This window comes from Mycobacterium sp. IS-1496 (genome assembly GCF_001499995.1).
Lineage (GTDB): Bacteria > Actinomycetota > Actinomycetes > Mycobacteriales > Mycobacteriaceae > Mycobacterium.
On record NZ_LQIU01000067.1, the window covers coordinates 60,323 to 84,692 of the forward strand.

General features: G+C 69.4%; 23 protein-coding genes and 1 tRNA gene. 13 read left to right on the forward strand and 11 right to left on the reverse strand.

Annotated elements, in window-relative coordinates:
* Positions 1 to 29 precede the first annotated feature (29 nt).
* From AU195_RS22875 to AU195_RS22885, 4 genes are all read left to right on the forward strand, one after another.
* Positions 30 to 833, forward strand: a complete 804-nt coding sequence (locus AU195_RS22875; protein WP_059161401.1) for a carboxymuconolactone decarboxylase family protein — start codon at positions 30 to 32, stop codon at positions 831 to 833.
* Positions 830 to 1,567, forward strand: a complete 738-nt coding sequence (locus AU195_RS25455; protein WP_082703170.1) for a YwaF family protein — start codon at positions 830 to 832, stop codon at positions 1,565 to 1,567. Before AU195_RS22875 ends, AU195_RS25455 begins: the two co-directional genes overlap by 4 nt.
* Positions 1,558 to 1,634, forward strand: a tRNA-Ile gene (locus AU195_RS22880). Before AU195_RS25455 ends, AU195_RS22880 begins: the two co-directional genes overlap by 10 nt.
* A gap of 144 nt (positions 1,635 to 1,778) precedes the next feature.
* Positions 1,779 to 2,633, forward strand: a complete 855-nt coding sequence (locus tag AU195_RS22885) for a hypothetical protein (RefSeq protein ID WP_286149458.1) — start codon at positions 1,779 to 1,781, stop codon at positions 2,631 to 2,633.
* 25 nt (positions 2,634 to 2,658) lie between these two features.
* Here the strand turns inward: AU195_RS22885 and AU195_RS22890 are convergent, their stop codons facing one another.
* The 5 genes from AU195_RS22890 to AU195_RS22910 form a co-directional block, all read right to left on the reverse strand.
* Positions 2,659 to 3,525 (reverse strand): universal stress protein, encoded by an 867-nt coding sequence (locus AU195_RS22890; RefSeq protein ID WP_059161306.1) that lies wholly within the window; start codon positions 3,523 to 3,525, stop codon positions 2,659 to 2,661.
* A gap of 84 nt (positions 3,526 to 3,609) precedes the next feature.
* Positions 3,610 to 4,026, reverse strand: coding sequence for a nuclear transport factor 2 family protein (locus AU195_RS22895; protein WP_082703171.1), 417 nt, complete (start codon positions 4,024 to 4,026; stop codon positions 3,610 to 3,612).
* 11 nt (positions 4,027 to 4,037) lie between these two features.
* Complete coding sequence (locus AU195_RS22900; protein WP_082703172.1) at positions 4,038 to 5,108, reverse strand: NAD(P)-dependent alcohol dehydrogenase; 1,071 nt, start codon at positions 5,106 to 5,108, stop codon at positions 4,038 to 4,040.
* 80 nt (positions 5,109 to 5,188) lie between these two features.
* Entirely contained in the window at positions 5,189 to 7,924 is a 2,736-nt protein-coding gene (locus tag AU195_RS22905) for a helix-turn-helix transcriptional regulator (protein WP_082703173.1), read from the reverse strand.
* 28 nt (positions 7,925 to 7,952) lie between these two features.
* Positions 7,953 to 8,510, reverse strand: a complete 558-nt coding sequence (locus AU195_RS22910; protein ID WP_059161308.1) for a TetR/AcrR family transcriptional regulator — start codon at positions 8,508 to 8,510, stop codon at positions 7,953 to 7,955.
* A 185-nt stretch (positions 8,511 to 8,695) separates the two neighbouring features.
* Here AU195_RS22910 and AU195_RS22915 point away from each other — a divergent pair, with 185 nt between their 5' ends.
* Positions 8,696 to 9,916 (forward strand): cytochrome P450, encoded by a 1,221-nt coding sequence (locus AU195_RS22915; RefSeq protein ID WP_059161309.1) that lies wholly within the window; start codon positions 8,696 to 8,698, stop codon positions 9,914 to 9,916.
* Between the two features lies 1 nt (position 9,917).
* Here AU195_RS22915 and AU195_RS22920 read toward each other — a convergent pair whose 3' ends face one another.
* A complete protein-coding gene (locus AU195_RS22920) occupies positions 9,918 to 10,148 on the reverse strand; it encodes a hypothetical protein (RefSeq protein ID WP_286149459.1) in 231 nt (76 codons plus the stop codon).
* Between the two features lie 66 nt (positions 10,149 to 10,214).
* On the reverse strand, positions 10,215 to 11,888 hold the full coding sequence (locus tag AU195_RS26510) for an N-acetylmuramoyl-L-alanine amidase-like domain-containing protein (RefSeq protein WP_059161311.1): 1,674 nt from the start codon (positions 11,886 to 11,888) through the stop codon (positions 10,215 to 10,217).
* 144 nt (positions 11,889 to 12,032) lie between these two features.
* On the opposite strand from AU195_RS26510, the gene AU195_RS22930 reads away from it, so the two are divergent.
* The 7 genes from AU195_RS22930 to AU195_RS22960 are packed head-to-tail and all read left to right on the forward strand — an operon-like array spanning position 12,033 to position 18,572.
* A complete protein-coding gene (locus AU195_RS22930) occupies positions 12,033 to 13,130 on the forward strand; it encodes a 4Fe-4S dicluster domain-containing protein (RefSeq protein WP_172800690.1) in 1,098 nt (365 codons plus the stop codon).
* A complete protein-coding gene (locus AU195_RS22935) occupies positions 13,123 to 13,977 on the forward strand; it encodes an FAD/NAD(P)-binding protein (RefSeq protein ID WP_059161312.1) in 855 nt (284 codons plus the stop codon). The genes AU195_RS22930 and AU195_RS22935 overlap by 8 nt, the downstream gene beginning before the upstream one ends.
* Entirely contained in the window at positions 13,978 to 14,736 is a 759-nt protein-coding gene (locus AU195_RS22940; protein WP_059161313.1) for an NADH-quinone oxidoreductase subunit B family protein, read from the forward strand.
* Entirely contained in the window at positions 14,733 to 16,025 is a 1,293-nt protein-coding gene (locus AU195_RS22945) for a Ni/Fe hydrogenase subunit alpha (protein ID WP_059161314.1), read from the forward strand. Before AU195_RS22940 ends, AU195_RS22945 begins: the two co-directional genes overlap by 4 nt.
* A gap of 13 nt (positions 16,026 to 16,038) precedes the next feature.
* Positions 16,039 to 16,539 (forward strand): hydrogenase maturation protease, encoded by a 501-nt coding sequence (locus AU195_RS22950; RefSeq protein ID WP_502687373.1) that lies wholly within the window; start codon positions 16,039 to 16,041, stop codon positions 16,537 to 16,539.
* 31 nt (positions 16,540 to 16,570) lie between these two features.
* Positions 16,571 to 17,674, forward strand: coding sequence for a 3-oxoacyl-ACP synthase III family protein (locus AU195_RS22955; protein ID WP_502687374.1), 1,104 nt, complete (start codon positions 16,571 to 16,573; stop codon positions 17,672 to 17,674).
* Positions 17,658 to 18,572 carry a 3-oxoacyl-[acyl-carrier-protein] synthase III C-terminal domain-containing protein gene (locus AU195_RS22960; RefSeq protein ID WP_059161315.1) on the forward strand — a complete coding sequence of 305 codons (915 nt, stop codon included), beginning with the start codon at positions 17,658 to 17,660 and terminating at the stop codon, positions 18,570 to 18,572. Before AU195_RS22955 ends, AU195_RS22960 begins: the two co-directional genes overlap by 17 nt.
* On the opposite strand, the gene AU195_RS22965 is transcribed toward AU195_RS22960, so the two are convergent.
* From AU195_RS22965 to AU195_RS22980, 4 genes are read right to left on the reverse strand one after another with little or no spacing between them, the layout of a single operon-like run.
* Positions 18,508 to 19,542 carry a 1-phosphofructokinase family hexose kinase gene (locus tag AU195_RS22965; RefSeq protein WP_059161316.1) on the reverse strand — a complete coding sequence of 345 codons (1,035 nt, stop codon included), beginning with the start codon at positions 19,540 to 19,542 and terminating at the stop codon, positions 18,508 to 18,510. The genes AU195_RS22960 and AU195_RS22965 overlap by 65 nt on opposite strands.
* Complete coding sequence (locus AU195_RS22970) at positions 19,539 to 20,444, reverse strand: universal stress protein (protein WP_059161317.1); 906 nt, start codon at positions 20,442 to 20,444, stop codon at positions 19,539 to 19,541. The genes AU195_RS22965 and AU195_RS22970 overlap by 4 nt, the downstream gene beginning before the upstream one ends.
* Position 20,445: 1 nt before the next feature.
* A complete protein-coding gene (locus AU195_RS22975) occupies positions 20,446 to 21,453 on the reverse strand; it encodes an Acg family FMN-binding oxidoreductase (RefSeq protein WP_059161318.1) in 1,008 nt (335 codons plus the stop codon).
* Between the two features lie 14 nt (positions 21,454 to 21,467).
* Complete coding sequence (locus tag AU195_RS22980) at positions 21,468 to 22,850, reverse strand: WS/DGAT/MGAT family O-acyltransferase (protein WP_059161319.1); 1,383 nt, start codon at positions 22,848 to 22,850, stop codon at positions 21,468 to 21,470.
* A 139-nt stretch (positions 22,851 to 22,989) separates the two neighbouring features.
* Here AU195_RS22980 and AU195_RS22985 point away from each other — a divergent pair, with 139 nt between their 5' ends.
* Positions 22,990 to 24,363, forward strand: a complete 1,374-nt coding sequence (locus AU195_RS22985; RefSeq protein WP_059161407.1) for a wax ester/triacylglycerol synthase domain-containing protein — start codon at positions 22,990 to 22,992, stop codon at positions 24,361 to 24,363.
* Positions 24,364 to 24,370 lie beyond the last annotated feature (7 nt).

Here is a 24,370-nt window from a genome sequence, read left to right on the forward strand (position 1 = left end):
TCTTCCGTCAGCTGTCCGCTCTGGTCTCGATGTCGTCGGGAGACCAGCGCCTCGACACGGTGATCCGGTTGACCTGTGGGCGGGCGCTGCGACTGCTTCCGCTTCCGGTCGAGGTCGACCTGTTCGACGGGAAGTCGGACGCCGAATCGGTGGTCGCCGCGTTCGCCGAGCAGTTCGCCACCGACGTGACGGGCATCGGGGACAACCAGCGCGCGCGGTTCGCAGCGGTGTTGGGGGACAAGGCCTTTCGTGTGTCCGCCGCGGTGTTCATCGCCGACTTCGTGCCGCGCGTGCGGGCGGGGTTCGAGGCGCTGGGTCTCGGGCATGCGGTCGGCGACACGAAGGACTGGGACCACGAGACCGACCCGTCGCAGGCACTGCTGGGCGAATTCGTCCCCGCGGTCGCCCGCCTCCGGGCGCTCGACCCGCTGACCACCGAGGTGGTGCGGCTTCGCGGGGCGATCGCGCACAACTGCCGGTTGTGCAAATCGCTTCGGGAGGAGCACGCCCTCGACGCGGGCGGGTCGGAACCGCTGTACGCCGAGATCCAGGATTTTGAACACTCCGAGCGGTTGACCGCTGAGCACAAGGCCGCCCTGCGGTACGTGGACGCGTTGGTGTGGACGCCGTCGGCGATCCCGCTGGACGTCGCGCTCGGTGTGCGCGCGTGCTTCTCCGAGGACGAGTCGATCGAGTTGACGCTGGACGTCATGCGCAACGCCACCAACAAGATCGCCGTCGCGTTCCGTGCCGACGCGCCGAGGGTGGCGTCGGGCACCGAACGGTACCTGGTGGACGACGACGGGCAGACGGTGTTCGCCGGAGCGCCGTGACCGTCGCCGCGGTACGGCAGTTCGAAGCGTACGGGCCGTCCTACTGGGGCGCGATCGCTCTGTTCGTGGCGGGTGCGGTGGTCCTGGTGTGGTTGGGGCGCAGGCAGACTCGAGCCCAGTCGCGGCGGTTCGGCCGGATCGTCGGAGCATTCACCGCGGTGATCTACGCGGCCGTGCTGGTCTACTCGATGTTTCCGCCGACGATCGAGCGATCGGTGCCGTTGCGGTTGACCGACCTGGCCACGGTGGCCGCGGCGTGTGCGCTGTGGTCGCAGCGGCACTGGGCGTTCGCGCTGACGTACTACTGGGGTCTGGTACTCAGCGCGCAGGCGCTGATCTCGCCGGTGCTGGTCGGCCCCGACTTCCCGCATTACACGTTCCTGGCGTTCTGGGCGATTCACCTGGCGGTGGTGTGGGCAGCGATCTACCTGACGTGGGGGCGAGGGATGCGGCCGGGCTGGCGCAGCCTGCGCCTGGTCGTGATCGTGACGGCGGTGTGGGCGGCGGTCACCTTCACGTTCAGTCGGATCGCCGGCACCAACTACGGGTTTCTCAACGGCAAACCGGTGACCGCGAGCCTGTTGGACGTGCTGGGCCCGTGGCCGGTGTACATCGTCTCCGCGACGGCGCTGATCGTCGCCGTGTGGGTGCTGATGACGCTGCCGTGGGTGCGGGTGAGCGACTCCGCGCCGCATGCGACGATGGTGCCGCGTTCGTCGCGCCGGGGGCGGTAGCTCAGTCGGTTAGAGCCGTGGACTCATAATCCATTGGTCGCGGGTTCGAGCCCCGCCCGCCCCACCACCTCCCGTTCCGTGCGCCCAAACTGCGCACAGATCGTGGTCGGTCGTGATTTCGTGATCTGACAGCAGTCTCGGCGATGCTGAGGGAGGTGAGCCCCTCGTGAATCCACGACTCGACGGCTCATGTGTCTCGACGGACTTGACGATGAGCATCATCGAACTGGTCGGGGATTACGGCTTCCTCTCCAACCTGCTCTGCGGTCTGGCACTCGGCGCGGTCGCTTTCCTCCTCGGCAAGAGCGAAGCGGCTCCGCCGCACACCATCGCGCTGCTCTCCTCCGGCGTGCTGATCCTCACCGCCGACTCCTTCCTGTTCGCCTCGGTGCATTCCCGTCGGCCCTTCACCGTCGACGGCCTGGTCGCGCCGGGCGGCGAGAACGTGTGTTATCTCATGTGGACTCTCGCGATGCCGGGGTTCGGGATGCTGATGATCGGGGCGACAGTCCTCGTCGTCAGCATCGGCTGGATGATCGTGCAATACGCGATCTTGAACGACATCGAGAGTCGGGTGTTCGCCACCCTGGGTGGCGTCTTCAGCTTCTTCATCGTGCTGACCACAGCCTTGTCGCTGGTCAACATCTCGAACCAGTACCTCGTCTTCATGACCTACCCGGACCGGCCGTCGGCGCTGGCCGTCGCCGCCGTCTGGATTTTCGGGGCGGCCATGGCGGTGATCGCCTGCTCGATGATCGTGGTGAGGACGCTGGGTCTCTACCGCTACCGCAGACATCACTCCGACTGGGGTGCGATCGCCGATTCCCGCTTCGGCGCGCTCGCCGTCGCTGCGGTCGCCATCTCGGCGTACGGGTTTCTCGCGATCACCGTCGATGCGCTCGTCTTCCTGTTCCGCGCCGACGACTCGGTGCGCGGAGCGGGCGTGATGTGGTCCGCCGTAGTCCTGTGCCTGGTCGTTCCCTGGGTGGTCTACCTCCCGATCTGTTATGCCGTACCCGGACCCGGGTTCAAAGACGCAGTCTCGTCGTCTCGCGGTCCACGGTGATGACCGTGCCGCAGCCCCTCCCGCGCTACGCGCCGAGCGTGGGCACGACGAGCACATCGCACTGCGCTTCGCGCATCACGTGTTGGGCCACGCTGCCCAGGAAGGCGTAGGACAGCCGCGAGCGGGCGCCCGTCCCGACCACGATCAGATCCGCGTCGACAGACCGGGCGGCACCTTCGAGTGCGGTCGGCGGATGGCCTCCGACGACGGCGATCTCGCGCGGGCAGGGGTTCAGCGTGCCCGTCAGCCGCGAGATATCCCGCCGTGCCCGGTCGAGCGCGGCCCGCCGCAATCCCTCGACATCGTCGCCGGACACACCGAATGCATGCATCAGGCTCTCGCCGACGACGGTGCTGACGTGGACGACGACGTGGTCTGCCGCAGGTGTCAGTCCGAGGCCGAAGCGGGCCGCCTCGGCGGACTCCGTCGTGGCGTCGAGCGCCAGGACGACCGAGCGGTAGCTGTCCGTGCCCGGCCGCTTGACGACCAGCACCGGCACCGGACTCATCCGCACCACGTTCTCCGCCGTACTGCCGAGCAGAGCCTCGACGAGGCCGTGCTCGCCGCTGGCGCCGATGACCACGAGATCCGCCGCCGTGTCGGCCGCTTCGGCGGTGATCTCCACGGCCGCCCTGCCCCGGCGGACGGTGATGGTGGGCGCCGCGTCGGCGGAAGCCGACGGATCGAGGAGCCCGTCGACGAGTGCCGCGACCGCACCCCGTGCGGGCTCCGAGAAGTCGGTGCGCATTCCGGTGGGCTCCACGTGCAGGGCGGTCAGCCGGGCGCCGTGCTCGGTGGCCAAATGCGCGGCCCGAATGACCGCCGCGGCCGCCGGTTCGGACAGGTCCGTCGCCACGAGGACGTGGCGCAGAGCACCGGTGACCGTGTCCATCGAACCGCGACCTCCCGACTGGCGAACACCAGCGACGATACGCACCGACGGGCCCGGGCGGACCGTCGAACGCCCGCGGCGCGGTCACACCGCCACGCGCCGCCACAGGTCGTCGAACGCGAGCGAGTCGAAGAAGGCCGCTGCCCGCACGATCTTTCCGTGGTCGAGGGTGAGGAACCAGGCGTAGGTGTTGCGGTAGGGAACCCCGTCGCGTGCCACGCCTTCGGCATCGAAGAACACGATCACCGTGTCCCTGTCGGCGAACATGTCGCGGATGGTCGGGACGAGTGGCCGGGACATCCTGGCGTTGAACGGCCGGATGACATGCGTAAGGAAATCCTCCCTGCTGGTGTACACGCGCGACGCGACGGAGTTGCCCACGATTTCCCACGTGGCGTGCTCCGCGAGTGAGTCGAAGGGACTGCCCGTCCCGGCGCGCCACGCGTTGAAGCCGGCCTGGACGGTGGCGATGTTGCCGGATGTGACGTCCTCGTATGGCATCGGAGCTCCCGTCAGTCGTAGACGATGACGGCACGACCCAGGACGTCACCCCGCGCGATCGCCTCGAGCGTCTCGTTGACGTCGTCGAACCGCACACGGGTCACCGAGTGCTTGACCTTGCCTGCAGCGGCCAGCGACAGCACCTCGGTCAGGTCGTTGTAGTTGCCCCAGAACGAGCCGAAGTAGGTGTACTCGCGTGCCACCAGAGGAAAGAGCGGGATGTCGACGCGGTTGCCGATCAACCCGACGGACGCCACGGCACCCTCGGTCGCCAACAGGGAGAAGGCCAGCCGGATGGCCTCCTCGGAGCCCGCGCACTCGATCACCGCGTCGAGTTCCGGCCGTCCAGTCAGCGCCTCGAGTTCCCTGCGCACCGCATCGGGGTCCTTGTCGCGGACGTTGATGGCGTGGTCCACCCCGTTCTCCAGCGCGATTTTGAGCTTCTCGTCGCTACGCGCGAACGCGACCACGTCGGCGCCGCCTCCCAGCAGCTTCGCGTACTGGGCGCCATAGCTTCCCAGCCCGCCGATGCCACTGACGGCCACCGTGCGCCCGGCACCGAGATGGCCTGCCGCGCGGAGCTTCTTGAGTCCGCGGTACGGAGTCAGCCCCGCGTCGGTCAGCGGCGCGAGGTTGTCCGGCGACAGTTCGCCGTCTCCCGCCATCTTGATCAGGTAGCGGTAGTTGACGGGGAGGTACTCCTGGTAGCCGCCGTGGCGGCCGAACCCGGCCCAGACCCCGTGCGCGCAGAGTTGTTCGTTGCCCTCGTGGCACTGGCGGCATGCGCCGTCCCCCCAGCTGCCGAACACCACCACCTGATCGCCCTCGGACAACCCCGCCGACCTCGGCACCGCCGCGCCCAGACCGTCGATCCATCCCGCGACCTCGTGTCCCGGCGTGATCGGGAAGTCCATCGCCAGTCCGTTGTCGAAGTAGCCGTCGATCAACTGGAAGTCGGTGCGGCACATGCCCGCACCGCCTACCCGGACGAGGACCTCCTCCGGCCCGGGGGCGGGGACATCGATCTCCTCGAGGCGCAGGGGCTGCTTGTAGCCGTACATGCGCGCGGCACGCATCTTCATGGGGACTCCTCTGTGGACGGATGACAGAGAAGATGTTCCGGATGCCGGAGGTCATTCGCATCCGCCACTGGCCAGTCGAATCAGCTTCCGTGGGCGTCGGTCAACACGGCCGCGAGCTGACTGCGCGCTTCGATGCCGAGCTTGGCGAAGATCTTGCCGAGGTGATACTGCACGGTGCGGGCACTGATGAACAGCCGTGCCCCGATCTCCGGGTTGGACATGCCGTCACGCGCAAGCCGGGCGATCTGCGTCTCCTGTGCGGTGAGCTCGAGGGGCGTGGTCGCCGCCGCGGTGCGGCGGCGCGCGTGCTCACCGGTGGCCAGCAGTTCGCGCTCGGCCCGTTGTGCGAACGCCGCCATGCCGATCGACTCGAAAAGCTCATGAGCCGCGCGTAGTTGCGCCCGCGCGTCGACCCGACGGCGCTGCCTGCGCAGCCACTCGCCGTACAGCAACCGGGCCCTGCCGAGGTCGGGTCGCAGTCCCGCCCTGTCGAAACGCTCGATCGCCTCGCAGTACAGGTCTTCGGCGGCGGACCGATCGCTCAGCAACGCCCTCGCCCGCGCCTCGACGCCGAGGGCCCAGTCGGTGCCACTCGCTGTGGTCATCTCGGTCAGACGATCGAGTGCGGTCGCTGCGGCGACGGTGTCTCCGAGTCGTGCCGCGGCCTCGACGAGTTCCGGCAGGGCCCACCCCGACGCCCCGCCACCGTCCAGGCCGGACCACGCGTCCGCTGCGGCGTCTCGCGCTGTCCGGTAGTCACCACGTGAGTTGCCGGAAACGGCTTCAGCCCAGGCGATCACCGTCAGGCCGTGCCCTTCACCGCGTGTCTCCGCGTCGCGACGGGCGGTGTCGCTGAGCGCGGCCAACTCGGCGTGTCGGCCCCGCCAAGCCGTCAGCGCGATCTCACTGTACGGAGTCAAGTTCCTGCCCATGGCCTCGATGGCCGTGTACATCTCCGCCGTCGTCTGCGCTGCCTGGTCGAAGTCGCCGGTGAACAGCAAGGGGATGACGCGGCTGCTCAATGCCAAGGGAAGTTGGGTGACAGAACCCGAACCTCGTGCCAGTTGCACGTACCGGGTCGCCAGCGTCGCGTGCCGTTCGATGTCCCAGATGCGGGTGGACGCCAGGCAGGCCAACACCATCCACCGCAGCTCCTGTTCGGCGGTCATACCTCGGCCGAAGGAGCCGATCGCCTCGCGCAACGCCGGAACGCCTTCCTCGAAGCCCGCACAGTGCTGGGTCGCAAGGCCGTCGAGGAGGAGGTCGGCGGGACCTCCGCCCCCGGGGCGGCGTACTGCGGCGAAGGCCGCCTTCGACACCTCGGTCATGCTGCCCTCGACCGCGAGACGGCCGGCGAACAGTGCTGCGGACATCGCGTCGAGGTACGTCTCGCGGCTCAGCGCCGGGTCGACGGACTCCAGCCGGCGGGCGGCGGCGAGCAGCAATGGGGCGGCGTCGTTTCCGTGTCTGCTCACCAACGCCAGCTGGGCGCGCACCAGGTCGGTGCGCGCGCGCTGGATGTCGTCGCACGGTACGGCCTCGGCGATCGCCAGGAGGTCCCTCGCCGCGTCGAATGCCCCGGCCTGGGCCTTGGCCGATGCCGCGGCGGTGGCCAGCTCGCCGCGGCGTGCCGGGTCGACCGTCAGCGCCGCTGCCCGCTCGAGGAACGCTGCCGCGGCGGTGACGCCGCCGCGTGCTCTGACCCGGTTCGCCGAACGTGCCAGTTCGCCGGCGACCTCCTCGTCCGGCCCGACGGCCGCATGGCCGAGATGCCATGCCCGCCGGTCAGGTTCGCGATCGGCGTCGGTGACCGCGGCCAATGCGGCGTGGATCGTCTGTCGATCCGACAGGGGCACGCACCGGTAGGCGGTCGAGCGAATGAGTGGATGACGGAAGAGCACCCGGCTACCGATCTCGGCCAATCCGGCGTCGAGTGCAGGGGCGGCGGCGGCGCGGTCGAGGCCGAGGACGTCCGCGGCACGCCACAGCACCGACGGGTCCCCGGTCGGATCGGCGGCGGCCAGGGCCAGCAGCCGGCGCGTCGCCGACGGAAGACTCTCCAACCGGCGACGGTACGTGCCTTCGAGGCTGTGCGACGCGGGCGCGCCCGGATCCCCGAACCCCCCTGCGAATTCGCCGCGGGCCAGCGACCGCGGAATCTCCAGCAGGGCCAACGGATTACCGTGTGCCTCGGCGATGAGCCGATCACGGAGGCGGTGGTCCAGTGGGCCGTCGAGGTTCCTGCTCAGCAGTGTTCGCGAATCGTCGTCGGGCAGCCGCCCGAGTGTCATCTCGGGCAGGTCTCGCAGTTCGTCTCCGACGATCCGCGTCGCGAAGACGATCCCGACGGACTCGGCGCCCAGTCGGCGGGCGACGAACGCCATCACCCGCGCCGAAGCCTGGTCGAGCCAATGCTGGTCGTCGACGAGCAGCAGCAGACCGCGGTGCTGCGCGGCCTCGGACACGAGGTTGAGGACGGCCAGCCCGACCAGGAAGAGATCCGGTGGGGGTCCGTCGCGCTCACCGAGAGCGACGCACAAGGCGTCGCGCTGCGGCCCGGTGATGGTGTCCATCCGTTCCGCGATCGCGGTGCACACCTGATGTAGACCCGAGAACGCGAAATCCGCTTCCGATTCGACACCCGCGATCCGGACGACGCGGCACCCCGCGGCCCGGCCGGCCGCTTCGTCGAGCAGGGCGGTCTTCCCGATACCGGGCTCACCGCACACGACCAGCACCCGGCTCTGGCCGGACTGAAGCGCCTCGAGCAATTCGTCGAGGACGCGGCACTCGGCGCGTCGGCCTACCAGTTCCACCGTGCCTCCTGGCTCGGGCGTGGGGGAGTCACCCGGGCGGACCGTCGAACGCAGGCGCGACGAAGCGGAGCAGCAGTTCGCGTTCGTCACGTGGGTCGGGGTTCGGCCAGTACGCCAGCGACATCACCACGCGCACGATCCACTGTGCCGCCACGGGGTCGTCCTCGGTGATCCCGGTGAGATCGGCGGCGAGTTGGCGCAGCACCGGTGACGAGTGGAGCTCGCCGAGCCCGGGTGCGCTCGTCGCGCTCATGAGCAGCTTTCTCATGGGGTCGGACCGGATTTCCTCGAGCGCCACCACGATCGCGGTGACGACTCGATCCGAACCGCTGCGGTTCGCGACGGCGTGGCGGACCGTCTCGATGACGCCGCCGGCAAGGCGCGTCAGCACCGCGTCGCGGATCTGGGCCTTCCCCCCGGCGTAGCGGTAGATGGTGGCCCTGGAGCAGTGCAGTCGACTCGCCAGCGTGTCGATGTCGAAGGCGTTCAGCCCGTCCGTCACGACGAGGTCGACCGCGGCCGCGTAGATGCGTTCGGCTGCCGCGCCGCGGCGGTCGCCGCCGACCACCCAGTCGTCGCGAACCATCGGAAAACCCCCGTGTCGGTTGTCGCAAAGTATCTCAGCATTGAGACGAGCGCGGTGCCGTGTTTCAGCGTTCACCCAGCGTGGCGAGCTTCGTTGAGACAGTGCCGTGCCGCAGCGCGCGCGCCGGATGTCAACTTCGTGAGCATCCGTTGACGCGGCGTCGCCGCGCCGCGCAGCGTGGAGCGATGACGTCACCAGACGGTGCCCTCGGGCTCGCGCTCTTCGAGGACTCCTCCATCCAGGACCCGGGCCCGCTCTACGCGCGGATGCACCGGGCCGGAGCCGTCCACCGCGTCGGCGAGTCCGGGTTCTACGCGGTGAGCGGGTGGGATGCCGTGACCGAGGCGATCGCCCGCTGCGACGACTTCTCGTCGAACTTGACCGCGACCATGATGTACCAGCCCGGTGGAACCGTGTCCGAGTTCCACGTCGGTGAACTGGGCGGCGCGACACAGGCCCTGGCAACCGCCGACGAGCCGGCCCATTCGGTCCATCGGAAGGCACTGCTCCCACAACTGGCGGTCAAACGCATCCGGGCGTTCGAGCCGTTCATCGGCGACACGGCAACGCAGCTCTGGGACACCCACCTCCGAGACGGACGCATCGAGTGGATGGGTGCCCTGGCCAACCGGCTGCCGATGATGATCGTCGGGCGGATCATCGGCGTGCCCGACGCCGACATCGACAAGTTGATCCGGTGGGGCTACTCGGCGACCCAGGTCGTCGAGGGGTTGGTCACCCAAGAGCAGTTGAACGACGCGGCTGTTGCGGTCCTGGAGTTGGGCGGTTACATCACCGACCAGTTCCAGCGGGCGGCCGCCGATCCGCAGGACAACCTGCTCGGCGACCTCGCGGTCGCATGTGCCGACGGTGCACTGGACGATATGACCGCGTTGGCCATGATGATCACCCTGTTCAGTGCCGGAGGCGAGTCGACGGCTTCGCTCATCGGTTCTGCCGCATGGACGCTCGCGACGCGCCAGGACATCCAGCAGCAGGTCCGCGCTCGGCCGGAACTGCTCGACGCATTCCTCGAAGAGGTGCTGCGCTGCGAGCCCCCGTTCCGCGGTCATTACCGGCATGTCGTCCGCGACACCGCGCTGTGCGGCGTCGACCTGCCGGCGGGCTCACGGCTGCTGCTGCTCTGGGGCGCGGCCAACCGCGACCCGTCCCACTTCGACCAGCCCGGAGAGTTCCGACTCGATCGCCCGGCTGGCAAGGGGCACATCGCGTTCGGGAAGGGGGCGCACTTCTGTGTGGGAGCGGCGTTGGCCAGGCTGGAGGCCAGGATCGTGATCCGTCATCTCCTCGACCGGACCTCCCGCGTGGAGGCCGCCGAGGTCGGCCGGTGGTTACCGAGCCTGCTCGTGCGCCGACTCGAACGGTTGGAGTTGGCGGTCGAGTAAGTCAGCGGGTCGATTCGCAGCCGGTGCCGCTCCCGTCTCGATCGAGTTCGTAGATGTCTTCGCCGATGACGGTCACCGGTCCCTCGACATAGGCCGGACCGTCCCCGCTCCCGCCGGCACAGTCGACGTCGCTGGCGATCGGGACACAGGCGCCCGAGTAATTCGGGTCGCACTCGTTGGACTGTTGCGTCAGGGGAGTCGCGTGGGCAACCGGAGCGAGACCGATGCCCACGAAGATGCCGAGAGCAAGTACTGCAAAATGTCGCACGCTGGCAGATCGCTCCGAACCGGCGCCGCGTTACTGGGTCGGGCGCAGCACCACGATGCCCGGGATGGTCCGCATGTAGTCGAAGAACGGGACGTCGACCACCCGGTTGTGTTCCCGCAGCGACGACGCATTCCGCACCGCCGGTCCGTTCGGGGTGTCGACGTACATCCCGACGTGCGTGACGTCGAGACCGCCGTCTGCGGCGTACGCCCCGATGTAGTCACCGGTGCGCAGACCGTCCACGACCGCGTCGTCGATCTCTTCGCTCGGGATGTAGGTGATCTGGCGTGGCACCTCGGGCAGCCCGGGTAGGTACACCCCGCCGTCGTTCTTCCTGTTGAGGCGTTTGGCCACCGTCTTCGCCCGGGCGCCGAGGTCCGCGGTCACATCCGTCGCGATCGCCGGCGTCGCCGCCGACCAGTCGGTGAAGAAGTGCCTTCGGGTGCTGAACCCGACGACACCGTCTTTGTAGCGGACGTCGATGAGACGGTCGACGAACTCCTCGCGGTCGTCGGCGCGTTTGAGCGCCTCGACGTAGTCGACGTATGTGAAGCAGTCCACCGCCTCGACGTTGACGATGAGTTCCTCGGGTCGGTTCGTGGAGCCGACCAGGGTGTTGGGGCCGTACGGCACCCCGAGGAACTTGCTCGACACCGCCTCGGCAACAGACGGAACACGTTGGCGCACAGCGTGGTTGCGCACCCGCAGCAGCTCTTCGAGGATCTTCTCGCTGCGGCCGTGGACACGGATGACCGGCGGCTCGAGAGGGTGTTTGGCCAAGTAGTCGGTGACGGGGATCGGTGCGGTCGCGGCGTAGCCGATGGGCAACACCACGTCACCGGCGGTGGAGTTGTAGTAGACGTCCCAGCGGTAGAAACCCTCGAAGGCCGCCGGGTCGCGGGCCAGCGCCGCCGCGTAATCGCTGACCGCCCGCACGTACTCGTTCGAGTTGTTGTACCGCCACAGCGCGCCGTCGGGGTTGCGGGCGAAGTTGTTGGCGGCGAGGTAGCGGCCGGCGGCCATGATGCTGTCGTGGGGGGAGGTGATGTCGCCGCCCGCGCCGTACGCCGCGAACGTCGCAGGCATGAACTGCATCGGCCCCTGGGCGCCGGCCGTGCTGACCCCGGCGATGCGCCCGAACGCCGTCTCCACCAGGTTGATCGCCGCCAGATAGTTCCACCCGACACCGAAGGTCGACTCCGCCTTGCGGTAGTAGCCCATCAACTCGTCGGCGGGCCGCGGCGCGACGATCCGCCAGGCCGGCAGGGTCGGTTTCGCGTCGCCCCTGCTCAACGCCGTCAACTGGCGCCGCGCGCTGACGTTGCGGTCGTAGACCTCGATCAGCCACGCCGGGACCCGCGCCCGCACCTGCGCATCCCATTCGGGGTGGCGTCCCAGCGCGCGGTAGGCCAATTGCTGACGCCGCGCGGCCGCCACCATCAGCGCCTCCGGAGACGACGGGTCGCGCAGCACCCGCTCGTCGGCGACGAGGTCGTCGACGATCCGCAGCGGATCAGCCGCCAGGCGCAGTTTCGGCGGTGTGGGCGCGGCCTTGGGTGCGGGGGAGGGCGCGGCCGCCGCGGGCGTCGGAGCCGGGGGCGACGGCGCGGCCGGACTGGAGCAGCCGCCGGCCGCCACCGCGACGACGAGGAGAAGAGACGGCGCCGCCCTCAACAGGGCGGGCAGGGCGTGATGGTGGATCAAGGGTTCACTCCGGAGATTGCGTACACCCGACGGTCGCACATCCGGACCGTGACGTGACGTCCGCCCCGCCGGTGAGGGCCGCGGTCGGCGGAAAAAGGGTCCAATGCCCCTACCTCAGCTCCAGGCTGAGAGCACGATAGGCCTGTGAGCGTCGGGGTGATCGACGCTGCGGGGTTGCAGCAGCTGGTGGCCGCGTTGATTGCGCGCGGCTACCGGGTGGTGGGCCCGACCGTCTCGGACAACGCGATCGTGCTCGCCGAACTGACCTCGGCCGACGAGCTGCCCCGCGGCTGGGGGGTGGAGGTGGCCCCCGGCCGGTACCAGCTGCGCCGTCGCGACGACGACGCGCTGTTCGGGCATTCCGCCGGCCCGCAGTCCTGGAAGCAGTTCCTCCATCCGCCCCGGCAGCGGGTGTGGTCGTCGGACGGCGACCGACCGGAGGAGCCCCCGAAGTACGCCTTCGTCGGGGTACGGGCATGTGACCTGGCGGCGATCCGTGTGCTCGACGGTGTGCTGGGTGAGGGCGCCTATCCGGACCGGGGCTTCGTCGGCCGCCTGAAGCGGATCTTCGTCGTCGCGGTGAACTGCACCGAACCCGGCGGCCTGTGCTTCTGCGCGTCGATGAACACCGGCCCTGCCGTCGGCCCCGGCTACGACCTCGCCCTCACCGAGCGCATCGACGAAGCGGGCCGGCGCTACGTCGTGGACGTGGGCAGCGACGACGGCGCCGAGGTGCTGGCCGCCGTCGCCCACCGCGACGCCGAACAGGACGAGATCGACTCGGCCCGCGCCGAGGTGAGCGAGGCGGCACATCACATGGGCCGCCACATGCCGGAGACGGACCTGCGCCGGCTGTTGATCGAGTCGCGCGAATCCTCCCAGTGGGACGAGGTGGCCGGTCGGTGTCTGACGTGCGGGAACTGCACCATGGTGTGTCCGACCTGCTTCTGCACCAGCGTCGAGGACGTCACCGACCTCACCGGCGAACACGCCGAGCGCTGGATGCACTGGTCGTCGTGCTTCGAGCTCGACTTCACGTTCGTCCACGAAGGAAGCACCCGGCAGTCGGCGCCGTCGCGATACCGGCACTGGCTCACCCACAAACTCGGCACCTGGCACGACCAGTTCGGCAGCAGCGGATGCGTGGGTTGCGGACGCTGTATCGCCTGGTGTCCCACCGGGATCGACATCACCGCGGAGATGACCACGATGGCCGACGGGGCGGCACCCGCCGATGACTGACGCCATGACCACGTCGGCGCCGACGTCGGCGATGACCCCGGTGCCCTACCGGGTGCGCACGCGCGTCGCCGAGAACCGCGACTCGGCCACCTTGCGCCTCGAACCGGTCGGCGAACCGCTCCGCGCGCCGAAACCAGGCGAGTTCATGATGCTCTACGCCTTCGGGATCGGCGAGGTCGCGATCTCGGTCAGCGGGTCCCCCACGGACACCGACGATGCCGTCACCCACACCATCCGCGCGGTCGGCGCCGTGAGCCGGGCGCTGCACGACGCGCAGCCCGGCACCGTGATCGGGATGCGTGGACCGTTGGGCACCGACTGGGGACTCGACGACGCCGTGGGGCGCGATCTCGTCGTCGTGGCCGGCGGGGTCGGCCTCGCCCCGCTCCGGCCGGTGGTGCTCGGCGCACTGGCCGAGCGGGACCGCTACGGCAGGGTGGCGCTGATCGCCGGCGCCCGCTCACGTGACGACTTCCTGTTCGCCGACGAGCTCCGGCGCTGGGCCGACAGCGGCGCCGTCGACGTCCACCTGACCGTCGACGTGCCCGTCCAGGGCTGGCCGGGCGAGGTCGGGTTCGTCACCGAGCCCCTACGTCGGCTACCCGTCCGGCCGGGCCGCACCACCGCGTTCCTGTGCGGTCCCGAACCGATGATGCGCAACAGCGCGGCGGAGCTGGTTCGCAAAGGGCTCGCCCGCAACGACATCCGCGTCTCGCTCGAACGGAACATGCAGTGCGGGATCGGCTGGTGCGGGCACTGCCAGCTCGGCCCGCTCCTGCTGTGCCGCGACGGACCCGTCGTGGGATACGACGTCGCCGAGCCACTGCTTCAGGTCGAGGAGCTGTAGATGAGCCCACCCACGCTCGGCGTCTGGAAGTTCGCCTCCTGCGACGGCTGCCAGCTGACCCTGCTGGACTGTGAGGACGAACTTCTCACCCTCGCCGGTCAGGTGCAGATCGCCACTTTCCTGGAGGCGTCGAGTGCGATCCTGGGCGGCCCCTACGACGTGTCGCTGGTCGAGGGGTCGATCACCACCGCGGCGGACCAGCGGCGTATCAAGGAGATTCGCGAGCAGTCGAAGGTGCTGGTCACCATCGGCGCGTGCGCGACCGCAGGCGGAGTGCAGGCGCTGCGCAACTTCGCCGACGTCGAGGAGTTCGCGTCGGTGGTCTACGCCCGGCCCGATTACATCGACACCCTGGCGACCTCCACGCCCGCCGCGGCGCACGTCCGGGTGGACTATCAGCTGCAGGGCTGCCCGATCGACCGCGGGCAGCTGCTCGACACCCTCGCCGCACTGCTGGTGGGGCGCAAACCGCGGCTGCCGGCAAAGACGGTGTGCACCGAATGCAAATTGCGCGGCGTGACGTGCGTGATGGTGGCCGAGGGCGTGCCCTGCCTGGGGCCGGTCACCCACGCCGGTTGCGGCGCACTGTGTCCGACGTATCACCGTGGCTGTTACGGATGCTTCGGCCCCGCGGCGACGCCGAACACCGCCGCCCTCATCCCGGTGCTGCGCCGCGACGGGATGTCGGGCGGTGATGTCGAGCGGGTGTTCTCGACGTTCAACGTCGCCGAGTTCGCCGAGCACCGGAACGACTCGTGAACCCGGAGATCCGCACCCTGACGGTCGGCGCGTTGACCCGGGTGGAAGGTGAAGGCGCGCTGCATGTCACGTTGACCGACGGCACGGTCGACACCGTCGAACTGAACATCTACGAGCCACCGCGGTTCTTCGAGGCCTTCCTGCGCGGACGGGCTCACACCGAACCGCCCGACATCACCGCGCGGGTGTGCGGCATCTGTCCGGTGGCCTATCAGGTGAGTGCCTGCAACGCGATCGAGGATGCGTGTGGGGTGACGCTCGACCCCGAGCTGATCGAGCTGCGTCGGCTGTTGTACTGCGGGGAGTGGATTCACAGCCACGCCCTGCACATACTCCTGCTGCATGCGCCGGACTTCCTGGGGTACCCCGACGCCATCGGTTTCGCCAAGGACCACCGGGAGTTCCTGGAGCGCGGGCTGGCCCTGAAGAAGGCCGGGAACCGGCTCATGGAGCAGCTCGGCGGACGCTCGATCCATCCGATCAACGTCCGGCTGGGCGGCTTCTACTCGGTGCCGCGCCGCGACGAGCTCGAACCACTCGCCGAACAGTTGCGGCGCGCGCTGGACGACGCCTTGTTCACCGTTCGCGCGGTGGCCGGATTCGACTGCCCCGAGGTGGAATTCGACCACGAGTTCCTCGCACTGACCCACCCTGACCGGTATGCGATCGAGGACGGCACGATCCGGCGCAGCGCCGGAGCCCCGTTCCCGGTGGCCGAATTCGGTGAACACGTGAGGGAAAGCCAGGTGCCGCACTCCACGGCGCTGCATGCGACGCTCGACGGTGAGCGCTATCTGACCGGTCCCCTGGCGCGGTACTCGCTGAACTCGGCCGCCCTCTCGCCGACGGCCCGACAGGCCGCCGCGGACGCGGGACTCGGCGCGCAATGCCGAAACCCGTTCCGCAGCATCGTGGTTCGCGCCGTGGAAATCGTCTACGCGATCGAGGAGGCGTTGCGGATCATCGACGAGTACGAGCGGCCTGCGCGTCCCTTCGTCGACGTCGCACCGCGCCCCAGGGTGGGCCACGGTGTCAGCGAAGCGCCGCGCGGGCTGCTGTACCACCGTTACGAGATCGGCGACGACGGTCTGATCGCCGCGGCGACGATGGTGCCGCCGACAGCGCAGAACCAGGCCGCCATCGAATACGAGATGGCCCAGCTGGTTGCAGGCAACCTCAACATCGACGACGCGACGCTGACGTCGATGTGCGAGCGCTCGATCCGCAACCACGACCCGTGCATCTCGTGTTCGGCCCACTTCCTGACCCTCACCGTCGAGCGCAGATGAGCGGTGAGTGGTCGTGATCGGGGACGTCGTGGTGTTAGGCATCGGCAACAGCTGTCGCCGTGACGACGGGGTGGGCCCGGCCGTCGCAGCGGCCGTCGGCGCCCGAGGCGCGCCCGGTGTCCGGGTTGTGTGCGTGGCCGACGATCCGTGCGAGATCCTCGACGCGTGGGCCGGGGCCCGGCTCGCCGTCGTGATCGACGCGGCAGTCGTCACACCGGCGACGCCGGGCCGCATTCACCGGTGCCCCGCCGATCGGCTCCTGTCGTCACCTGCGATGAGCTCCCACGGCATGGACATCGCCACGGTGGTCGAGCTGGGCCGGGCTTTGAACAGGATGCCCGACGACCTCCTGGTGCTCGCCGTCGAAGTCGCCGAGACCGGGTTCGGGGTCGGATTGTCCGCCGCGGTGCAGGCCGCGGTACCGGATGCGGTCGACGCCGTGCTCAGTGCGAGCCGCCAGAGGCCGTCGGACCGCAGGCAAGGGTCCAAATGCCCTGGCCGGGTGACGCCGTGATGATCGACCATCGCATCGGGAGGTGACGTTCGTGACCACACACTGGCTGGTGATGGACCACTCGACGGAGAACGGTGAAGCGCCGTACCGCACCCGGTTGGCCGCTGCCGGCCGGCATCTGCCCGCCACCCGTCTGACGACCGACGAGCTGATGGCGTCGACCCGTCACAACACCCACATCGACCTCGAACGCCTCACCGGCATCCACGAGCGCCGGGTGTCCGTCGGGGACGAGGACTCCTACAGCCTGGCGACCACGGCCGCGCGCGACTGCCTGGACAGGGCGGGGTCGCCGGCCTCCGACATCGACGTCGTCATCAGCTGCAGCATCACGAAATTCCACGGCGGTCTGACCCAGTGGGTGGAGCCGACCATGAGCAGCGCGGTCGCCCACGCGATCGGCGCACACCGTGCGATGACGTTCGACCTGTCGAACGCGTGTGCCGGAATGCTCACCGGCGTCACGGTTCTGAACAACTGGATCCGGCAGGGCGTGGTGCGGAGGGGCCTGGTGGTCAGCGGGGAGTACATCTCCCAGCTGGGCCGCAACGCCGCCCGCCACATCCGCACCATCATGAGCAAAGAACTCGCGTGCCTGACGCTGGGGGACGCCGGAGCGGCGCTGCTGCTCGAACGCGCAGGCGCCGACTCGGGCACGATCAGCCTCGCCGGCTTCACCACGATCGCCGACCACAGCCGGTTGTGCCTGGCCTACCCCAAGGGCCGTGACCCGGGGGCGCGGATGTTCACCGACTCCCGCGCGATCCAACGCGCAGCGATCGCCGACACACCGGTGCTCCTGCACGAGGTCCTGGACGCGGCGGGGATCGCCATCCACGACATCGACCACGTGATCACCCACCAGACCTCCGCGCGTGCCATCCGCAAGGGCATGGCCGAGATGTCGGCGGTCTTCGGCGACGCCCCCCGCCACGACGCGGTGATCACCGTCGACCGCTACGGGAACACGGCGTCGACGACACACACCGTCGCCCTCGTCGAAGAACTCGAAGCGGGCCACATCCAGCCCGGCGAGACCATCGCGCTGATCGCGTTGGCGTCGGGGCTCGAGATCGGGGTCGTACTCATCGAGGTGGACGAGGATCTGGTGAAACGCTATGGGCACCATCATTGATCAGGTCGCGGTCACGCGCGGCGGCTGGCGGGACCGGCACAGCGCCCTGCATCTGGCCGTCGCGGCCGCGAGATCGTGTCTCGACGCCGCGCGCCGCGATCCCGACGATCTGAGCCTCCTCGTCAACGCCGGGATCTACCGGGACAAGAACCTGGGGGAGCCCGCGCTGGCGGCGCTGATCCAGGAGGACATCGGCGCCAATCCCGAGGATCCCCCCGGCGGCCTGCGCGACGATGCGCACGGCACGTTCTCGTTCGACATCTCCAACGGCAGCTGCGGGGTCCTGACCGGGCTGCAGGTCGTCGACGGCTTCCTGCGGTCACGGGCGGCCACCCACGCGCTCATCACCGCCAGCGACGCCGATCCCGGCCGGGGGATGAGCAGACACTTCCCGTTCTCGCCCGTCGGGGCGGCGCTGCTGTGCGACTGGACCGACGACGACTCGGGCCTCGGGCGGGTGAGCTGGGTGAGCGATCCCGACGACGGGAACTCCTTCCGCGCCACCGTGGGTTCGGTGGATGCACGAAACGTGTTGCGATTCACTGAATCCGGCGATCTCGACGGACGGTTCGCGGAGGCGGCCGCGCACGCCGCGCGCATCTGTCTGGACGACGCCGGGCTGACGTTGTCCGACGTCGACGTCGTGGTGGCCGCGCCCGGGCGCCCGGACTACGGTGCCGCGCTCGCCCGGCGACTCGATCTGCGAGCCGGCCGGATCGTCATCGCCGACGACGCGAACGCCCACACCGCCTCGCTCGCCTCGGCATTGAAGCGCGCGTTGACGGACCTCCCGCAGGGAGCGCTGATCCTGATCGTCGCCGCAGGTGCCGGAATCACCGCGGGGGCAGCTCTGTACCGGGCGCCGGGCCGGCCGGAACCGGACGGCCGGCCTCGCTGACGGCCACCTCCTCGGGCCCCGGGACGATCTCGAAGAGCCGTTCGGCCTCGGCTCGCTCGCACACCGCGGTACCCGGGGTCAACAACATGGCCCCTCCCGTGGCGATCCCGAACTGCACGGATTTGCTCGGCGACCACCCCCGCGTCAGGCCCGCGACGATCGCCGCCACCATCGCGTCACCTGCACCGACACCGCTGACGGCCTCCACCGGTACCGGCCGGAAACGTCGACTGTGCTGCGAGGTGGCCAGCAGCGCACCCTTCGAACCGAGGGAGACGACCACCATCTCGGCGACGCCGGCGTCGACGAGTTCGTGCGCGGCGGTCAACTGATCGGATTCGTCGAGGAGATCTCGGCCGACCCGCTCCCGGAGTTCGCGCACGCTGGCCTTGAGCAGGAAGACCCCCGAACGGACCCGCTGCAGGGCATCGCCCGACGTGTCGAGGATCAGGCGCGCGCCGAGTTCGCGGCAGAGGTCGGCGACCCGCTGATAGAAGTCCGGCGGAACCCCCGGCGGCAGACTGCCACTGGCCACGACGAACTGCGCGACCCGGGCCTCGTAACGCAGCTCGTCCAGACACTTCGTCTGCTCCTGCGGTGTCAGGCACGGCCCGGGGAGGATGAAGCGGTACTGCTGGCCGTTGCTGTCGTCGTTGACGGTGAAGCTCTCGCGCGTCGGCTCGCCGATCGCGACACGACGAAACGGGACGTCGGCCTTGCCCAGCAGTTCGGTGACCAGGTCGCCGGTCGGCCCGCCCACGGGGAACACCGCCGACACCGACTCGCCGAGCACGAACGCGGTCCGGGCCACGTTGATCCCGCCACCGCCCGGGTCGTAACGCGCTCGGGCGCAACGGATCTTGCTGGTGGGCCGGACCTGCGGTGCGCTCGTGGTGATGTCGAGGGCGGGGTTCATCGTCAGCGTGACGATGGTCGGACCGTGGCCTGGGCGTTCGCCGGAACGTCTCATCGGCCCACACTCCTGGATGCGGCCCGTGGTGCGCGGACCACGAGCACCGGTGTGTCCGTGGACTGCGCCACGGCCGAGCTGACCGAACCCAGCCAGGGTGATGCGAAGCCGCCACGACCGCGGACTCCGACCACCACCAGTTGCGCGTGCTCGGACTCGCGGATCAGCCATCGTGCGGGCTGGTCGCAGACCAGGCGTCGGTGTACCCGCACCTCGGGGTACCGCTCCTGCCAGCCCGCGAGCCGTTCGCCGAGGACTTCGTCACCCTGGCTTTCGTATTCGCGCCAGTCCCTGCCGACGATCGGGAAGACCGCCACGTCGCTCCAAGCATGCAGCGCCACCAGGTCGACCCCCCGCCGTGCCGCCTCGTCGAAGGCCATCGCGGTCGCCGCCTCCGAGGCCGGTGACCCGTCGATGCCCAGCAGGACGGGCGCGTCCTCGTCCGGCCGCCCGCCGCGTGCGGGGCGGATGACGGCCACCGGGCAGCGGGCGTGGTGCACCAGACCGGTGCTGACCGAGCCCAGCAGCAGCCGGCCGAGCGCACCGGTTCCGCGGCTTCCGACGACGACCATCTGCTTCTCGCCGGATTCGTGCACCAGGGTCGGGACCACGCTCGACGCGAGGACTTCGGTGCGGATGTCGGGCAGACGGGAGTCGGGAGCGCAGGCCAGTGCGGTCTTGAGCGCCTGTTCGAGGACGTGCCGGGCGTTGTCCTGCTGCCATTCGTAGATCTCGGCCAGGATCGGTCCCACCGGCGAACTCGCCGCCACCGCCGCCACGACGTGCGTCAGCGTCAGTGGCACGCGGCGCATCACCGCCTCATGGGTCGCCCAGCGGATGGCGGCATCGGATTCGGCCGAACCGTCGACACCCACCAGGATGCCGTTGCCGTTCGCTTCCATGTCACTCCTCCCGCCGGGGATGGTTCGATCGGCGAATCTGTATGACGTCGCTGGAGGGTAGCCGCGGGGTCGGTGCACGTGTCTCCTCCACGTCCGGGGCTCTGCCCACCCGGATCAGGGCCTGGGGAACTCCCCGGTCACCGATCAGGCTCCCGATCGCGGCGCGGCTCTCCAGCAGTTCGGTGACATGGGTCAGCGGGCAGGTGGCCAGCCCGGCCACCGTGCACGCCAACAGCACGGTCGACAGCGTCTCGCCGCACCACAGTGCGTCGGCGCGGGTGTCTCCCGGTGTGGTCAGCACGAGGATCTTCGCTTCGTCGGCGCGCACCTCGGGGCACCGATCACCGTGCCACGTGACCGGGAACGTGCGACCGATGTCGACGCGTCCCTGCTCCTCCTCGGACACCAGGGCGCTCGGCGGCACGCCCCGGTACGGCCGGTGAGGCTCTGTCCACCAACGCAGTTCGTCGCGGTAGTAGACATCGTGGCGCCGATGCGACTCGGTCAGCCGGGATGCCTCGGCCAGAATCGGCCGTGACCGGTCGCTCAGCACCACCAGAGCCGCGGGACGGGATTCGATGCTCTGCCGCAACACCGGTTCGAACATCTCCCAGTCCTCGGGCGCGCGGAACGGCAGCCGATCGGTGCGGCGTCGCAGGATCGCCTCCGCGCGCTCACGGTCGGCCGCGGTAACGCTCGGCGCGGGTGTGAAGGTGAGCGATGCCAGAAGGTCCCGTTCACCCGGGTCGGGGAACCGGTCGGCTTCGGTCCGCCACCCCGATGCGGCCATCGCGATCCGGAAGTGATCAAGGGCCGCACCGCAACTGATGAGCGCCTCACGGCCCGACCTGTCGGTGGAGCGCACGACCCGGCGGTGGTCGGCGAACAGGTCGACCGATGCGTCGCGCACGATCCACCGCCACGGCTGGCTGTTGTGCAGGGACGGCGCCCGGCACGCCCGCCGGATCGCCGCGACGACGGTGTCGGTGTCCGCGCTCCCCTGTGTCATCGATGCGGGCTCCTCTAACCAGGCCGTCGGTGCTCGGCGTCGGAGCTGATCTCCACGAGGCGGTCCATGGCGTGTTCGATACCGCGGGCGAGGTCCTCGACGTCGGGTGCGGTGTCGAAATCACCCGTGATACCGAAGACCAGCCTGTCGGCGTAACTGACGATCGCGATGCCGGTTCGGAGGCCGAGCGCGATCGGCGGGATCGGGAACATGCGCACGACTTCGCGTCCCATGACCTGCATGTGGTGCCGTGGCCCGGGCACATTCGTCGCGACGGTGACCACGCTGCGTTGAGGAAGCCGGGTCATGGCGCGAACAGCCCACGCGGTCAACGGAAACGGGATGATGTTCGACGCCGAGACGACGGCGTGGCCCGCCTGGCGCTGCCCACTGTTCTTGGCCTCGGTCAGGCGCGCGTGAACGGTCCGCAGCTGTTCTTCGGGATCCGCCTTGTCGACCGGCAGGTAGGGAAGCATCAGCGACACCCTGTTGTCGACCTTGCCGACGGCGTCGTTCGAGCGGACCGACACCGGCACCAAGGTGCGCAACGTAGTGCTGCGGGGTGTCTCGCCACGGCGGATCAACACGGCGCGGAACGCGTCGGTGATCGCTGCGAGCACGACGTCGTTGAGGGTCACCCCGAAGGCCTGACAGACTTGCTGCGCGTCGTCGAGCGACACCTCGGCCCCCGCGAACCGCCGCATCGTGCTGACGGATCCGACCAGCGACGTCGGCGTCGGCCGCAGGAGGCCGCCGATGATCTCGGCCGCACCGCCCACACCGCGTGCGGCCGCGCCCGCCAGGCCGGTCGAGGTCCGCCAGAGGGTGCCGGCCCACCGCCGCGGATCGAGACCGAGTGCCGGTAACCCGAACCTGCGCTGCGCCGCCTCGCCGGCCGCCCGGATCTCCGTGGCGTAGGTGTCGTCGTCCCCGTTGTCGCTGAGCCCGGCCAGCATGTGCATCGTCGCGATCCCGTCGGCGATGCAGTGGTGCAGTTTCATGATCATGGCCCACCGGTCGTCCGGCAGACCCTCCACGATCCAGCACTCCCACAGTGGGCGCTCGCGGTCGAGCCGGCGTTCCATCACGTCGGCGGTCAGCCGGAACAGCGCCGCGTCGTCGCCCGGATGAGGGAGCGCGGTCCGGTGCAGGTGGTGGGAGATGTCGAAGTTGGTCGCGTCGACCCACTCCGGCGCCTCGAGGTCCAGCGGGTGCGTGCGAAGCACCTGCCGGAACCGCGGCATGTCGAGCACCCGGTCCGCTAGGCCCGACACGAACGCCTCGTCGTCGGGAACGGGTCCGTCGAGTATGGAGACGGACCCGATGGCAAGACTGACGTGGGGGTCGGAGTCCTCGGCTTCGAGGAAGCTCGCGTCGAGGCTGGTCAGGTGCTCCATGTCACCACTGTGCGCCCGGCGTGGGACGCGTAACAGGGTCGGAAGTCCCGAGTCCGGCACCCGGTGGCACGGAGATCCGTCGGAAGAAGAGACCAACGGCCCTGGTTCGGCGCTCGCCGGCAGCCTTAACGTGGCGTCGATGACCGACTTCATGCGTAACAGCGATGCGTTCACGTGGGCGATGGAAACCGACCCCGGGTTGCGGTCCACGGTGGTCACGGTGATCGTGCTCGAGCGGTCCCCGGACTGGGATGAGCTGCGGGACCGCTTCGACCTGGTCTCGCGCAAGGTCCCGATGGTGCGGCAGCGGGTCGTCCCGTCCTCACCTCCGGCGCCGCCACGGTGGGAGTTCGTGGAGGATTTCGACCTCGATTTCCACATGCGCAGGGTGACCGCCACCGCGCCGGGCAGCTTCGACGCCGTGCTGGAGATGGCCAGAGTCGCGGCGATGGAGGACTTCGACCGTGCGCGCCCGCTCTGGGAGGCGACGTTGGTCGACGGCCTCGACAACGGCGGGGCGGCACTGATTCTCAAGTTCCACCACGCTCTGACCGACGGGGTGGGAGGAATCCAGATCGGGATGATCCTGTTCGACCTGTCGGAGGTCCCCGCGACGCACGGTCCTGTCGCGGAGGTGCCCGAGGTGACACCGCCGCCATGGTTGAGCGGCTACCGCGAGACGGCCAAGTACGACCTGCGGCTGGTTGCGGACGCGGTCATGGGCACGGCGAGGAGCGCGCCGCGGCTGATCCGCGACGGGATCCGGCGGCCGGTGTCGACGGTCTCATCGGCGGCGCAGATCGCCGCGTCGGTCGTCCGGACCGTCCGCCCGGTGAATCGGACGGGCTCCTCACTCATCAGGCGGCGCAGCCTGATTCGCCGGCTCGGTGTGCTGGAGGTCCCGTTCGAGGAGCTGCGGCGCGCCGCCCACCGGTGCGAGTGCGCGCTGAACGACGCGTTCGTCGCGGGGGTGGCCGGTGGGCTCCGGCGCTACCACGAACACCACGGCGTCGACGTCGGTGACCTCCACCTGACGATGCCGATCAGTCTGCGCGAGGAGGGCGACGGGCTGGGCGGCAACCGGATCACGTTGATGCGCTTCGACGTTCCCGCCGGAATCGCCGACCCGACTGAGCGGATCCGGGAGATCCACCAGAGAACCAGCACGGTGCGCCACGAGAAGTCACTGCCCTACACCCAGTGGATCGCCGGTGCCCTAAACATGATGCCCCGGTGGTACATCGCCTCCATCCTGCGCAACGTCGACTTCCTGTGCAGTGACGTGCCGGGCATACCGGTGCCGGTGTTCCTCGGCGGGGCGCGGGTGGTGACCCAGTATGCGTTCGGCCCGACGATCGGCGCCGCGGTCAACGTCACGCTGCTGACCTATGTGGACACGTGCGCGATAGGTGTCGACGTCGACACCGGGGCGATCCCCGACTTCGACGTCTTCCACCAGTGCCTCGTCGAGGGGTTCGACGAGGTGCTCGCCCTCGCCGCGCCGGACGCCTGAGGATCGC